11 protein-coding genes are annotated in these 13,882 nt (G+C 58.8%); 5 read left to right on the top strand and 6 right to left on the bottom strand.

Annotation, left to right across the window (positions count from 1 at the left end; translation table 11 throughout):
• Window positions 1-82: 82 nt before the first annotated feature.
• The 5 genes from VIL80_RS03525 (at window position 83) to VIL80_RS03505 (ending at window position 6,113) form a co-directional block, all read left to right on the top strand.
• Window positions 83-784: an ABC transporter ATP-binding protein gene (locus VIL80_RS03525; RefSeq protein WP_318954992.1), complete on the top strand. Its 702-nt coding sequence runs from the start codon at window positions 83-85 to the stop codon at window positions 782-784.
• Window positions 785-795: 11 nt separating this feature from the next.
• Window positions 796-2,109 (top strand): ABC transporter permease, encoded by a 1,314-nt coding sequence (locus tag VIL80_RS03520; protein ID WP_332034777.1) that lies wholly within the window; start codon window positions 796-798, stop codon window positions 2,107-2,109.
• 27 nt (window positions 2,110-2,136) lie between these two features.
• A complete protein-coding gene (locus tag VIL80_RS03515; RefSeq protein ID WP_332034776.1) occupies window positions 2,137-3,348 on the top strand; it encodes an ABC transporter permease in 1,212 nt (403 codons plus the stop codon).
• A gap of 72 nt (window positions 3,349-3,420) precedes the next feature.
• Window positions 3,421-4,767: a sigma-54-dependent transcriptional regulator gene (locus tag VIL80_RS03510; protein ID WP_332034775.1), complete on the top strand. Its 1,347-nt coding sequence runs from the start codon at window positions 3,421-3,423 to the stop codon at window positions 4,765-4,767.
• Window positions 4,767-6,113, top strand: a complete 1,347-nt coding sequence (locus tag VIL80_RS03505) for a sensor histidine kinase (protein ID WP_332034774.1) — start codon at window positions 4,767-4,769, stop codon at window positions 6,111-6,113. The genes VIL80_RS03510 and VIL80_RS03505 overlap by 1 nt, the downstream gene beginning before the upstream one ends.
• 1 nt (window position 6,114) lies before the next feature.
• Here the strand turns inward: VIL80_RS03505 and VIL80_RS03500 are convergent, their stop codons facing one another.
• From VIL80_RS03500 to VIL80_RS03475, 6 genes are all read right to left on the bottom strand, one after another.
• Window positions 6,115-6,510, bottom strand: a complete 396-nt coding sequence (locus tag VIL80_RS03500) for a hypothetical protein (protein ID WP_332034773.1) — start codon at window positions 6,508-6,510, stop codon at window positions 6,115-6,117.
• A gap of 61 nt (window positions 6,511-6,571) precedes the next feature.
• Window positions 6,572-6,826, bottom strand: a complete 255-nt coding sequence (locus tag VIL80_RS03495) for a hypothetical protein (protein ID WP_332034772.1) — start codon at window positions 6,824-6,826, stop codon at window positions 6,572-6,574.
• 83 nt (window positions 6,827-6,909) lie between these two features.
• Complete coding sequence (locus tag VIL80_RS03490) at window positions 6,910-7,179, bottom strand: hypothetical protein (RefSeq protein ID WP_332034771.1); 270 nt, start codon at window positions 7,177-7,179, stop codon at window positions 6,910-6,912.
• Window positions 7,180-7,475: 296 nt separating this feature from the next.
• Window positions 7,476-9,104: a dihydrolipoyllysine-residue acetyltransferase gene (gene aceF / locus VIL80_RS03485; protein WP_332034770.1), complete on the bottom strand. Its 1,629-nt coding sequence runs from the start codon at window positions 9,102-9,104 to the stop codon at window positions 7,476-7,478.
• 26 nt (window positions 9,105-9,130) lie between these two features.
• A complete protein-coding gene (aceE, locus tag VIL80_RS03480) occupies window positions 9,131-11,800 on the bottom strand; it encodes a pyruvate dehydrogenase (acetyl-transferring), homodimeric type (protein ID WP_332034769.1) in 2,670 nt (889 codons plus the stop codon).
• Window positions 11,801-12,455: 655 nt separating this feature from the next.
• Entirely contained in the window at window positions 12,456-13,808 is a 1,353-nt protein-coding gene (locus tag VIL80_RS03475; RefSeq protein WP_332034768.1) for an MFS transporter, read from the bottom strand.
• Between the last annotated feature and the right edge of the window lie 74 nt (window positions 13,809-13,882).

Genomic DNA, 13,882 nt, shown 5'->3' with positions numbered 1-13,882 from the left:
GCGCAACTGGTTGCGCTGAAAGACTGAATCAAATCTGTAAATAAAACCAACAAGCTCTCACGTTAAGACAAGGACATCCATCATGTTGAAAATGCACAACATCCGTAAAAGTTACCGCACCGATACCATCGAGACCCACGCACTCAGGGATTTCAGCCTGGTGGTCAACGAGGGAGAATTTGTTTCTGTCACCGGCCCCAGCGGTTCCGGTAAAACCACCTTTCTGAATATCGCCGGTCTGCTGGAAACCCCCACCGGTGGTGAATACCTGCTGGACGGGCAGGAAGTGGGCGGTCTTTCCGACCGCGAGCGCTCGCATCTGCGCAATGAAAAAATCGGATTTATTTTCCAGGGCTTCAACCTGATTCCCGATCTCAATCTGTTCGACAATATCGATGTGCCCCTGCGCTATCGCGGTTTCAATGCCAAGGAGCGCCGCCGTCGCATTGAAAAGTCGCTGGAACAGGTCGGTCTCTCCGCGCGCGCAAAACACCTGCCGGCGCAGCTTTCCGGCGGTCAGCAGCAGCGTGTGGCCATTGCCCGTGCGCTCGCCGGTGAACCCCGCTTCCTGCTCGCGGACGAACCCACCGGTAACCTCGACTCGCTGATGGCCCGCCAGGTAATGGAGCTACTGGAATTCATCAACGAGTGGGGTACCACCATCATCATGGTGACCCACGACCCGGATCTCGCCCGTCGCGCGCAGCGCAATATCCAGATTGTGGACGGACAGGTTTCCGACCTGCGCCAGGCCACCCCGCAAGAACAAGCGGCCATCGCCTGAGGAGACGGACCATGTTTGGATACTACGTTTCGCTCGCAATACGCAGCCTGCGCCGTACCCCGGTGCTGAGCGGGCTGATGGTCGCGGCCATTGCCGTCGGCGTCGGTGCCGCCATGACCACCCTGACCCTCAATTACATGATGTCGCGCAACGCACTCGCCGCCAAAGACGACGTGCTGTATGCCGTGCAGCTGGACGGCTGGGACCCCCACGAAGCGGCAGACAACCCCAGCGAAATGCCCTGGCAGCTGACCTACCAGGACGCAGTCAACCTGTTGCGCTCGGATATCCCGATAAACCAGGTTGCCATGCACCGCTGGGGCGGCCCTATTTCCCTGGAAGACTCGGATATACGCCCGTTTACCGCCGATTCCCGGGTCACGACTCGCGACTTCTTCGCCCTGTTTGATGTGCCGTTCCTTTACGGCGGCACCTGGTCAAAAGAGGCGGACCAGAGCCCGATTCACCAGTTGGTGCTGTCCAAGGAAAGTAACGAAAAACTGTTCGGTGGCGAAAACAGCGTTGGCCGCACCGTCAACTTTAATGGTGTGCCTTTCACCGTGGTGGGTGTGACCGAGCACTGGCAGCCCAGCCCCAAGGTACACGACCTGAATAACGGCCACTTCAACGAATCCGCGGAAGCGTTCCTGCCGTTTGGCCTGCACCGCGCGTTCGAAATCTACCCCTGGGGCAACACCAATGGCTGGAAATCGGAACAGATCAACAGCTATGAAGATCGCCTGAACAGCGACATGGTATGGCTGCAGTACTGGGTGCAACTGGATACGCCTCAGCAGATCGAAGCCTATCGGGATTTCCTCACCGGCTACATCCGCGAACAGAAAGAACAGGGACGCTTCCCGCGCCCGCTGAAGTTCGGTCTCAGCAAACCGTCCGAGTGGCTGCTGCTGAATGAGGTCGTCGACGGCGATGACCGCATGCTCAACTGGCTGTCGCTGGCCTTCCTGCTGGTTTGTCTTGTGAACGCGGTTGCACTCCTGCTGGCCAAATTCCTGCGCAAGGCACCGGAAGCCGGTGTGCGTCGCGCGCTCGGCGCCAGTCGCAATGCGGTGTTCAGCCAGCATCTGGTGGAAAGCAGCTGTGTCGGCCTGCTCGGCGGGTTAGGGGGCATTCTGCTGACCCTCGCCGGCCTGGCGCTGATTCGACAGCTGCAGATGGGTTATATGGATCGCGTTGCTTCCATGGACTGGACCATGATGCTGGCGGCGATTGGCCTCGCAATGCTGTCCAGCCTTTTGGCGGGCCTCTATCCGGCATGGCGCATCAGCCGCACCAATCCGTCCATTTACCTGAAAACCCAGTAAATCAGCGCAAGCAGAAAGGAAAATACCATGTTGGAACTGCGACCCATTTTATCGGCGCTGTGGCGCCACAAAGTCTCCGCGCTGCTGATTGCACTACAGCTGGGGCTCACGCTCGCCATCGTCAGCAATGCGCTGGTGGTCATGAACGAACGCACAGAGCGTATGTCGCGACCTACTGGCATCGCCGAAAATGACATTGTCACCTTCAATTTCATGGCGATCCCCAAGGACTACGACATGTACGATGCCTTCCGTCAGGACCTGGACATGATCCGGTCACTGCCGGGAGTAGCCAGTGCGACTATCAGCAACCATGTGCCACTATCCGGCAGCGGCTCCGCCAGTGGTTTCTATACCGAACCGAATAAGGAAACCGGTGGGTTGGGCGCCAACTACTACACCACGGATGAACACTTTATTGATGCACTGGGTATGAAGCTGGTCGCCGGCCGCGGGTTTTACCCCGAAGAGGTGATGAAAATCAGCCCCAGCAGCAACGATCGTCCAACCATCGCGGTGGTGACCCAGAAATTTGCCGATGACCTGTTTCCCGAGAGTAATGGCAATGTGCTGGGCAAAGCGTTTTTCAACGGCGGTGACGACCATCCGATAAAGATTATCGGTATCGTGGAGCGCAACCTGGGACCCTGGCCCAATTCATCTATTGCCGGTCGCGGTGCATTTTATCCAGCTATCACCGACCGCTGGTTCTACTACATCGTGCGCGCCGAACCGGGCCAGCGCGACAAGGTACAGAAGCTGGTCGAAGAAAAGCTGGCCGAGCGCGATGGCAACCGCGTGATCAATACGCACACCATCGAAGAGGAAAAGGCCCAGTACTATGCCGGCGACAACACCATGGTCAAGGTACTGAGCGGCGTCGTCATCCTGCTGACCTTTATCGTTGCCCTCGGCATCGTCGGTCTCACGGTGTTTTGGATTACCCAGCGTCAGAAGCAGATCGGTGTACGCCGCGCACTGGGCGCTACTCGTACCGCTATCAGCCGCTACTTCCTGCTGGAAAACCTGATGATCGCAGCTACCGGTATTGCCCTCGGCACCGCCGCTGCGCAGATCTTCAATGGCTTCCTGGTTAGGGAGTTCGAGCAACCCACACTGCCACTGACCATTACCGTCGCTTGTGCCGTGGCGCTACTGGTGGTGAGTCTGACAGCAGCCCTGGTACCGGCACTGCGCGCGGCGAACATCTCACCGGCTACCGCCACACGCAGTGTGTAAAGCGGGGTACAATAACCTCTTTGTCAGAACGGGCGCTTGCGCCCGTTCGCTCGTGTAGCCTAGAAAATAATTATGGATAGAGTTCTTGTCATAGATGACAACAGCAGCATCATTTCTGCGCTCTCCCTGTTGTTATCCCTCTACGATATCGAGACCCTGAGTGCCATCACTCCCCAGGCAGGCCTGCAATTGCTGCGGGAAAACCCGGACATCAGTCTTGTCATCCAGGATATGAATTTCACTGCCGACACCACGTCCGGCGAGGAAGGTCGTGCCCTGTTTTTTGCCCTGCGCGAACTGCAGCCGGACATTCCAGTCATCTTGCTCACCGCCTGGACCCAGCTGGAAATGGCCGTGGAACTGGTCAAGGCCGGCGCCGCCGACTATGTAGGCAAACCCTGGGACGACAACAAGTTGGTCGCCACCATCAAAAATTTGCTGGAACTGCATGAGTTGCAACAACAGCAACGCCAGTCCCAGCGCCGCGCGCAACAGGCGCGGGAACAACTGCAACAGCAATTTGACCTGCAGGGTATTGTCTACCGCAGCCAACAGGTCCAATCCCTGTTGGAAATGGCCACACAGGTCGCGCACTCCGATGTGCCGGTGCTGATTACCGGCCCCAACGGTGCCGGCAAGGAAAAGATTGCCGATATCATCCAGGCCAACTCCAGTGTCAAAGCTGGCCCCTACATCAAGGTCAACGTCGGCGCACTGCCGGAAGAACTGATGGAAGCGGAGTTGTTCGGCGCTGAAGCCGGCGCCTATACCGGCGCGGGCAACAAAATGCGTCAGGGCCGATTCGAGGCCGCCGACGGCGGCACCCTGTTTCTCGATGAAATCGGCGAGCTGTCCGCCGGCGGCCAGGTGAAATTGCTGCGCGTATTGCAGACCGGGGAATTCCAGCGTCTTGGCAGCAGCCAGACCCGCAAGGTTCGCGTGCGCGTTATCAGCGCCACCAACAGCGACCTGCCGCAGATGATCAGCGACGGCAGCTTCCGCCAGGACCTTTTCTACCGCCTGAATGTCATCGAATTAAAGCTGCCTCCACTGTGGGAGAGACCGGAAGACATCCTGCCGCTCGCGCGCGCGTTTCTCGCCAATAGTGGCAAGCAGCTTTCCCCCTCAGCGCAGCAACGCCTGATGCGTTACAGCTGGCCCGGCAATGTGCGCGAACTACAGAACGTCATGCAGCGCGCCGCGGTACTCACTCGGGGCGACACCATTGAGGAAGCGACCCTGGCACTGCCGGAAGGCGCGCAAGCGAAAATCCCCGAACACAGTTTCGAACCCAGCCGTGAATTACTGGAACAGACACTGGCCAACTGCAATGGCATCATTGCCCAGGCCGCGCGGGAACTGGGCCTCAGCCGCCAAGCCCTGTACCGACGGCTCGACAAATACGGAATTCCCTATTGATGCCTCGCACCGCCCGCTCCTGGGCCTCACTGGAAGGAAAGCTCTTCGCCACAGTACTGATTGCGGTGGCGCTGGGCACCTGCATCCCCTTCGGATTATTGAAGCTCGGCGCTGAGCCCGTGCTCGCCTGGAGCGCCGGCCTGCTGTTCGCTCTTGTTCTTGCGTTCGCGCTGTTGCGCCCCCTCACCCGCAATCTCAACCGCGCGCTGCAGAGTCTGGAGGGCGGCCTGCTCAATTTCCGCGACGGCGACTTTTCCATATCGCTCGCGCTGAACCGCCACGATCAATTGGGCAATCTCGCGGACCTGTATAACGAAGTGGGAGAAATACTGAGACGGGAACGCGCGCATATTCACCAGCGGGAGTTATTGCTGGATACCGTAATCCAGAGTTCACCACTGGCGCTGCTGCTGGTGGATCAGGGTGAACACATCATCTATGCCAACACCAGCGCCCGCCACCTGCTCCACGGTGGCAAAGCCCTGCAGGGGCACCTTCTGCAGCAGGTATTTCCGCACTGTCCGCCGGAGATTGCCCAGGCCATAGAGCAGCAGCGTGACGGACTCATCAGCTATCTCGACGGAGAGAGCAGCCAGACACTGCATATCAGCAACAGTACCTTTGTCCTCAACTCGCAGAGGCACCGCCTTATCCTGTTGCGGGAAATGACCAGGGAGCTTACGCGGGCGGAAGTGCAGGTATGGAAAAAGGTAATCCGCCTAATCAGCCACGAGCTGAACAATTCGCTCGCGCCGATTTCCTCCATGGCACACAGTGGCAAATTGCTGTCGGAAAAAATGCTGCCCGACAACCAGCACGCGCAACAGCTGGCCGGCGTTTTCGATGTCATCGCCGATCGCTGTCGCCACCTCACGGAATTTACCCAGGGGTATGCGCGCTTCGCCAAATTACCGGCGCCCGCCTGTGAAGAGGTCTCCTGGCACAAGTTGGTCGCGAGACTGCAGCCACTACACCCATTCACGCTGCAAGGTGAACTGCCCTCTCGCCCTGGATATTTCGATGCTGCCCAGATAGAACAGGCACTGCTGAATTTGCTAAAAAATGCCGCGGAATCCGGCAGTGAACAGAAGGACATCACCCTGCGCATCGAAACCGATGCGCACGGGCAATTGCTTACGGTGGCCGACCGTGGCGCCGGTATGAGCGACAGGGTACTGCAGCAGGCGCTGCTTCCCTTTTATTCCACAAAACCCCAGGGGGTTGGACTCGGGCTCGCCCTGTGCCGGGAAATCGCCGATGCCCACGGCGGTCGGATTCGCTTGCACAACCGCAGTGACGGCGGCCTGCAGGTCAGTATCTGGCTACCCTGGGCACCCCAGGCATGAACTAGGCGTCAAATGAGTAACAGCGAAGCCCTTCGCTGAATAACCAGCAACGGCCGCCCTCCGGACAGGGCACATCCATGGTCAACGGCGCGCTGCCAGCAGGGCACTGGGGCGTGACGCCCGCGGTACACCAGTTACCGGTATCCAGTTGATAGCAGACCGTGTCGCCGGTAAGGCAAGCACTGGCCGTTGGAATTTGCGTGTCGCCGGCAAAGCAATTGCGGGGATACAGCGGTGTCAGATTCTCCGGCAGCCGCCCCTGATAGTAGGTGGCAGGACTGCCGGTGAGATCACACCAGAATCCGTCCAGACTTGTGACATTGCCCATGTTGCTTGCAGTGCCTGCACAACCGGCAAAAAGAGCTGTAACGAACAGGGCAAATAGGCGCAATTTCATCGCACATCCTCTGTGAACACCAATGGGCTTCCCTGCCCAATCCCGGCAGTTTTCCGCAGGCTTACTTCTCGTAAACGATACAGCGGCGTCCGCCGGCAATTTCGTAGCACTGGGCCGAAGCCGGGCAGATGGAGCCCGGTGCCAGCTCCTCGGCATCACCGGGGCAACCGCCGTAATTGGTTTTCTGCTCTTCCTGCGCGCGGGGAACGGGCGCACTGTTAGGGTAGACCACCTGATCGCGCACACTGCTGGTACCACAGGCGGAAAGTAATGTGGCTGCCGCCAACAGGGAGAGAGTCATCACTGGTGTGCGCATGGAGCCTCCTGGTCATGGGACCTTGATACAGCGACCCCCCCCAAACGGGAGGTCGTAATGAAATCCGGATTTATCCGCGGGAATTAGTAGACCCGCATCACCGGGAAAAACCAGCAGGCAGAGCCCACCTTGGCGTTTTCCACCTCTGTCGAACACTGGCGACTGGCCGCCGGCGGCACAGAAGTATTGGGAAGGTAGTTCCCCACCTCAACGAAATCTGCGGTCTGGCTCTTGTCGTCCGGATTGAAGAAAAACGGGTCGTAACTGTGTTCAGTTTCGAAGGGTACGAATATACAACCTTGTAAGCACAGGGTGGCACCCATTGCCACCACTGCGATCCCTGTGCGATTCATGACTAGACTACCTCGCGATTCGCATTGCACCTCTTCGGCATGCCCGGAGCGTCCTCTCCCGGGGCCCGCCTGTTGTATTTTCAGTTTAGTCCTCAGGACGTGTTCGACGACGCTGTACAGCTTTTAACCAGAATTAAAAGCGCGGGATTCAACTGCAGAAAACATTCCGCGACAACCGCGGGAAAAGTGGCGCGAATATATGGCGTTGAGGTGTCGGAAGCCGCCAAATTTCCACGCATAAAAAAACGCCGGCGGGTTTCCCCACCGGCGTTTTTTAGACGGCGCAGTGACGTCGATTACAGCAGCAATCGACGCACGTCTGCGAGTACTGCGGACAGGTAGGTCAGGAAGCGTCCCGCGTCACCGCCGTTTACCGCACGATGATCGTAGGACAGTGCCAGCGGCAGCATCTGCCGCGGCACGAATTCCTTGCCGTTCCATTCAGGGCGCACCGCCAGTCTGGAAACACCGAGGATACCGACTTCCGGCGCATTCACGATCGGGGTAAAGCCAGTGCCGCCGATGGCGCCAAGGCTGGAGATGGTGAAGCAGGCGCCCTGCATATCGCGGGGTTTCAGCTTGCCATCGCGCGCGGCAATCGCCACTGCGGTGGCTTCTTCTGCCAGCTCGTAGAGGCCCTTCTTGTCCACGTCGCGGATCACCGGGACCATCAGACCTTTCGGGGTATCTACCGCCATACCGATGTGTACGTAATCCTTGTGCACGATGTGCTCGCCATCGTTGTGCAGGGACACGTTGAAGCTCGGCACTTCGCGCAGCGCCGCCGCCGCCGCTTTCAGCAGGAACGGCACCGGGGTGAGTTTCACGCCGCGCTTTTCCGCTTCCGCTTTCATGGACTTGCGGAATTCTTCCAGCTCGGTGATATCTGCGTCGTCGAACTGGGTAACGTGGGGCACGTTCAGCCAGTTGCGCGACATATTCGCCGCGGTGATCTTGTGGATCTTGCTCATCGGCTCGGTGCGTACCGCGCCGAACTGGCTGAAGTCGATCTCCGGCATCGGCGCGACACCGATGCCGCCACCAACACCAGCTACCGCACCGCTTTCCGCCTTCTTCACCTGCTCCTTGATGTAGGCGTGCAGGTCATCCTTGGTGACACGGTTGCGCGGGCCGGAGGGCTTGACCTTGTTCAGCGTCACACCCAGCTCGCGCGCCAGTTTGCGCACGGCGGGGCCGGCGTAAACTTCCGCGGAGGGGGAGTGGTCCCGCTCCAGGTGATGATCTTTCTGCGGTGCCGCCGGCGGTTCCTGAGAGGCAACCACAGCTACTTCGGCAGCGGCCGGTGCCGCCGCCGGGGCTGCCGCCGCAGGAGCCGGGGCCGCAGCGCCAGCGGCCTGCGCCTTCATCACACCAATGACGTCGCCGGTGGATACCTTGTCGCCCACCTTCACGGACAGGGACACGATGGTGCCCGCCGCCGGAGAGGGAACATCCATGGAGGCCTTGTCGCCCTCCACCACGATCAGGGAATCGCCCTCGCCCACTTCGTCGCCGGCAGCGACGGAGAGTTCGATCACGTCCACAGACTCGGCGCCGCCGAGATCCGGCACCACGATGTCCTGCTCTTTGGCTTCGCCTGCGGGCGCAGCAGCGGGAACCGGCGCCGGCGCCGCAACCGGTGCCGCCTCGGCGACCGGTGCCGCAGCTTCCGCTTCTGCGGATTCGCCGGCAACCTCAATCTCACCAATCACATCACCTTCGGAGACCTTGTCACCCACCTTGACGGAGATGCTCAGGATCTTGCCCGCAAGCGGCGCGGGTACATCCATGGAGGCCTTGTCGCCTTCAACGACGATCAGCGCATCCTCTTCCGCCACTGTGTCCCCCACAGCAACGGCAATTTCAATTACATCGACCTGATCGGCGCCGCCGAGATCGGGCACTTTAATGACTTGTTTTGCCATATCTCTAGTTTCCTTTTCAGCGGACCTTAAACCAGGCGCGGATTAACTTTTTCCGCGTCGATGTTCAGTTTCTTGATGGCATCCGCCACTTCACTGGCATCGATCACACCCTGCTTCGCCAGACCGGTCAGCGCGGCGATGGCCACGTAGTTGCGATCCACTTCGAAGAAGCGGCGCAGCTGCTCGCGGCTGTCGGAGCGGCCGTAGCCGTCGGTGCCGAGCGCAATCACATCGCCGTCAATGAACTCGCGCAGCGGCTCCACGTAGGCGCGGATGTAATCGGTGGAAATCACCACCGGATTCTCGTTGCCGGCAAACTGATCGCTGATCCACGCGGTGCGCGGAGCTTCGGTCGGGTGCAGCATGTTCCAGCGCGCCACGTCCTGGGCCTCACGGGCCGCTTCGGTGGCGGAGGTCAGGTTCCACACATCGGAAGTCACACCGAACTGGTCGGCGAGAATGTCCGCGGCGGCGAGTACTTCGCGCAGGATGGAACCGGCACCCACCAGCTGTACGTGCTTGCTCGCCGCCTTGCCCTTGCCGGCCTTGCGGGAGTTGCCTTCCAGCTTGTAGATACCGCGGATGATGCCCTCTTCCACGCCCTGCGGCATTTCCGGCTGCAGGTAGTTTTCGTTCTCGATGGTGACGTAGTAGAAGAGGTTCTTCTGCTCTTCGTACATCTCCTTCAGACCGTGACGGATGATGACCGCCAGATCGTAACCGTAGGCCGGGTCGTAGCTCTTACAGTTCGGGATGGTGGCAGAAATCACATGGCTGTGACCGTCCTGGTGCTGCAGGCCCTCACCGTTCAGGGTGGTACGACCGGCGGTGGCACCTACCAGGAAGCCGCGCGCCTGCATGTCGCCCGCCGCCCAGGCCAGATCGCCAATGCGCTGGAAGCCGAACATGGAGTAGTAGATGTAGAACGGCACCATGGGCACGCCGTGGTTGCTGTAGGCAGTCGCCAGAGCCATCCACGCGGACATGGCGCCGGCTTCGTTGATGCCCTCTTCCAGCACCTGGCCTTTCTTGTCTTCCTTGTAATACATGATCTGGCCGTGATCGACCGGAGTGTATTTCTGCCCCTGGGAAGAGTAGATACCCAGCTGACGGAACAGACCTTCCATACCGAAGGTACGGGCTTCGTCGGGCACGATCGGCGCCACGTTCTGGCCCATGTTCTTGTCTTTCACCAGCACCGACAGCAGGCGTACGAACGCCATGGTGGTGGAGATTTCGCGGTCGCCGGAGCCCTTGGTGACGGCGCTGAACGCGTCCAGTTCCGGGATTTCCAGCTTCGCCACGTCCACGCTGCGAGACGGTACCGGACCACCCAGCGCCTTGCGACGCTCGGCCATGTACTTCATTTCCGGGCTGTCGGGGGACGGACGGTAGTAGGGAACCTCTTCGATTTCCTTGTCGGTAATCGGGATCGCGAAGCGGTCGCGGAAACGCTTCAGCGCCTCGGTGTCCATCTTCTTGACGTTGTGGGTATCCATCGCCGCTTCACCGGCGGATCCCAGACCGTAGCCTTTTACGGTCTGCGCCAGAATCACGGTGGGCTTGCCCTTGCTCGCCATGGCTTCGGCGTAGGCTGCGTAGACCTTGTACGGGTCGTGGCCGCCGCGGTTCAGCTTCATGATCTCGTCGTCGGACATGTCCTTGACCATTTCCGCGAGCTCCGGATATTTGCCGAAGAAATGCTCGCGGGTGTAGGCGCCGCCGTTGGCCTTGAAGTTCTGCATCTCGCCATCGACGGTTTCGTCCATGACCTTCTGCAGCAGACCCTTGTCGTCTTTCTCGAACAGCGGATCCCACAGACGGCCCCACAGGACCTTGATCACGTTCCAGCCGGCGCCGCGGAATACACCTTCCAGCTCCTGCACGATCTTGCCGTTGCCGCGCACCGGGCCATCCAGGCGCTGCAGGTTGCAGTTGACCACGAACACCAGGTTCTCCAGGTTCTCGCGGCCCGCCAGGGCGATTGCGCCCAGGGATTCTGGCTCGTCACACTCGCCGTCACCCAGGAATGCCCACACCTTGCGATCGCCGCGCGGAGACAGGCCGCGCGCAGACAGGTAGCGCATGATGTGCGCCTGGTAGATCGCCTGGATCGGGCCGAGGCCCATGGATACGGTGGGGAACTGCCAGTAATCCGGCATCAGCCACGGGTGCGGGTAGGAAGACAGGCCCTGGCCGTTCACTTCGCGACGGAAGTTGTCCAGCTTGTCTTCATCAAAGCGACCTTCCAGGTAGGAACGGGCGTAGATACCCGGGGCACTGTGGCCCTGGAAGAAAATCAGGTCGCCGCGCTCTTCACCCTCGTTGCCGCGGAAGAAGTAGTTGAAGGCTACGTCGTACAGGGTGGCCGCGGAGGAGAAGCTCGCAATGTGACCGCCCAGGCTGTCGCTGTTGGAGTTGGCGCGAACCACCATGGCCAGCGCGTTCCAGCGGATCAGGGAGCGGATACGACGCTCCATGAACAGATCGCCGGGCATGCGTTTTTCCGCCTGTACCGGGATGGTATTGCGGTAGGGGGTGGTAATGGCCGCCGGCAGCTGAACGCCAATATTGGTGGCGCGGTCAGACAGCTGCTTGATCAAAAACGCCGCGCGCTCCTTGCCGCTGTGGCGGATGACCGCCTGCAGCGCGTCCAGCCACTCTTGCGTTTCCTGAATGTCGGTTTCTTCGTGCATCAAATGCTCCTCGGCGAAAGTACGACGTCGAGTCGGTGTTTTTTATGGTCAGAATTTTGACGCGCAACAGTACCTTATACACGGGAGTTCTCTCCCACATCTGGCTCCTCGCGCGCCAATTCACCACCTTAAATGGCGGAAAAGCAGCGTTCACTGATCAGTGTTTCAGCACTGTAGTGACCAAGGAGGGACTGAGCGACCTGAATACCGCCGGTTTTTGACCGGCTCGACTGAATTCGGCATTGAATTCGATAGTGCTACGGGGCCAGTTAAGCAGAAAATGGGCCATTTACAGCACGCAGTATGCGGTAACTGTCCTCAATTAACTGACCTGCGTAAGCAAGCGGAGGCGATTGTAGTATTACTACAAACGATTTACCAGATAGGACGATTAGTAACAAATAAAACCAAATTTCAAAACAAATAGTTTTCACATCGCGGCTTCAACGGACAATTTTGCCGCAAACCAGAGAAATTCTATTACAAAATAGAGTCCACAATTCTACTTCCGGTCACACCCATACGAAATTTGTTTGCCTTGCGCGAATAGCCGATACCAGTGACCTAGTCGGCTGCGATGCCTTGGCTGCGGCAGACGCTGCGCAGCAATCTTTCCGCCTGCTAGCTAATCGCAAATCTATGCCTGCCTTTCGCATCAAAAACCTGGCGACGTGTTTATGCGTGCCCTGGATACCAAACGCCGCTGAATGGCCGCGTGGCGAAGCCGGTTGAGTGGGAAGCGCCACACCAGTACCGCTGCCGCCAGTAGTATCAAGGCGGGTAACCAGCTCGCCAGGCCGTGCATAAGGCTCCAGGCCAGGGTGTCGTTGCTTCCCCCTTCTTTAAAGCCGGCCCAATCCAGTAGAGGGAACGTCACACCGATGGCCAATGCCAGCGCCGATTTGTTGATCAACTGCAGTAACGCCATATACAGCCCGGTTTCTGCATCGCCATTTTTCCACCGCGCATAATCAATGGTGTCGGCAACAATGGCCGGTGGAAAAACCAGTATTGGCGCTGTCACCACACCCAGGTAAACAAAGAGTGCCAATGCCTGATTGAAATTGCCGGGCTCTATGGTGCTGAACCCGACGAGGCCGACAGCGGTGGCCAGCAGGCAGATCCCATACGCGATGTGCTTGCCCAACCGGCGGGATATCCGCACCCAGATGGCCACACTCAGTATGGCAATGATGTGTTTGATAAATACCAGTAGCAGGAATTGCTTACCGAGTCCCAGTGTCGAGATGATGAAGAGCTGGATAACCGACAGGTACATGCCATAGCCGAACTGGACGATGAAATACACGCTGCCTATGGAAACAAAAGGTCCATTTGCCCACAGCACCCGGAACAGCTGCTTTATGCTGACCTTGGGCACTACACTACTCGTGCCTGAATCAGGCGTTCTCCAGATAGCCAGCAGTACAGTCAGCGGGAAGAAAACCAAAAACAACCCGCACATCAGCCCCAATACCTCACGCTTGGTGGCAGTACCGGCGTCGATAAAAAACATCGGCACACCGAGCACCGCTGTAGTACCGATCAGCGATGCCACCTCGCGGTAACCAGCAATTCGTGTACGCTGCTGATAGTTTTGACTGAGTTCCACCCCCCAGGACTGGTACGGAATCATGACCATGGTCCAGACGGGATAAAAGATCAGGATCATACATAACAGATACACCGCAGAGGCGCCCGACGGGGGCTGGAAAAAAAGCCACACCATCAGCATCAGGCACGGTGCAGCCGACAGTATCCAGACTTTGCGGCGACCGAAGGAAAATGACCAGCGGTCACACAGACGGCCAACTATGGGATCCGTTACCGCATCCCAGAATCGCGCCACAAGAAACAGCAGTCCCACCGTGGTCAGGCTTAGCCCGACCTCGGTGGCGTACATGGGCGGAAGGAAAATAATCAGCGGGGTAAACACAATACTCATTGGCGCCGCCATGCTGGCATAGGCTGCCAGCGACAGGTTCCCCGTTTTATGCTGCGTCTCCAATTCCCTTCCCCTGTACTTTTTCAGTTAGCGGTGTCTACGAGCCCAAAGGTGTGTAGAAACAGCGTGTTAAAAAC

Source organism: Microbulbifer sp., from assembly GCF_036563125.1.
In the GTDB taxonomy this organism is placed as follows: Bacteria; Pseudomonadota; Gammaproteobacteria; order Pseudomonadales; family Cellvibrionaceae; genus Microbulbifer.
The sequence above is the reverse complement of the archived record's forward strand: the minus strand, read 5'-3'. Positions and strand labels throughout refer to the sequence as shown.

What these genes read in the sequence shown, in the direction of transcription:
- VIL80_RS03515 (WP_332034776.1), top strand. Translation starts at nt 2,137, where the DNA reads ATGTTGGAACTGCGACCCATTTTATCGGCGCTGTGGCGCCACAAAGTC.
- VIL80_RS03495 (WP_332034772.1), bottom strand. Translation starts at nt 6,826, where the DNA reads ATGCGCACACCAGTGATGACTCTCTCCCTGTTGGCGGCAGCCACATTA.
- VIL80_RS03525 (WP_318954992.1), top strand. Translation starts at nt 83, where the DNA reads ATGTTGAAAATGCACAACATCCGTAAAAGTTACCGCACCGATACCATC.
- VIL80_RS03510 (WP_332034775.1), top strand. Translation starts at nt 3,421, where the DNA reads ATGGATAGAGTTCTTGTCATAGATGACAACAGCAGCATCATTTCTGCG.
- VIL80_RS03490 (WP_332034771.1), bottom strand. Translation starts at nt 7,179, where the DNA reads ATGAATCGCACAGGGATCGCAGTGGTGGCAATGGGTGCCACCCTGTGC.
- VIL80_RS03505 (WP_332034774.1), top strand. Translation starts at nt 4,767, where the DNA reads ATGCCTCGCACCGCCCGCTCCTGGGCCTCACTGGAAGGAAAGCTCTTC.
- VIL80_RS03500 (WP_332034773.1), bottom strand. Translation starts at nt 6,510, where the DNA reads ATGAAATTGCGCCTATTTGCCCTGTTCGTTACAGCTCTTTTTGCCGGT.
- aceF (WP_332034770.1), bottom strand. Translation starts at nt 9,104, where the DNA reads ATGGCAAAACAAGTCATTAAAGTGCCCGATCTCGGCGGCGCCGATCAG.
- VIL80_RS03520 (WP_332034777.1), top strand. Translation starts at nt 796, where the DNA reads ATGTTTGGATACTACGTTTCGCTCGCAATACGCAGCCTGCGCCGTACC.
- aceE (WP_332034769.1), bottom strand. Translation starts at nt 11,800, where the DNA reads ATGCACGAAGAAACCGACATTCAGGAAACGCAAGAGTGGCTGGACGCG.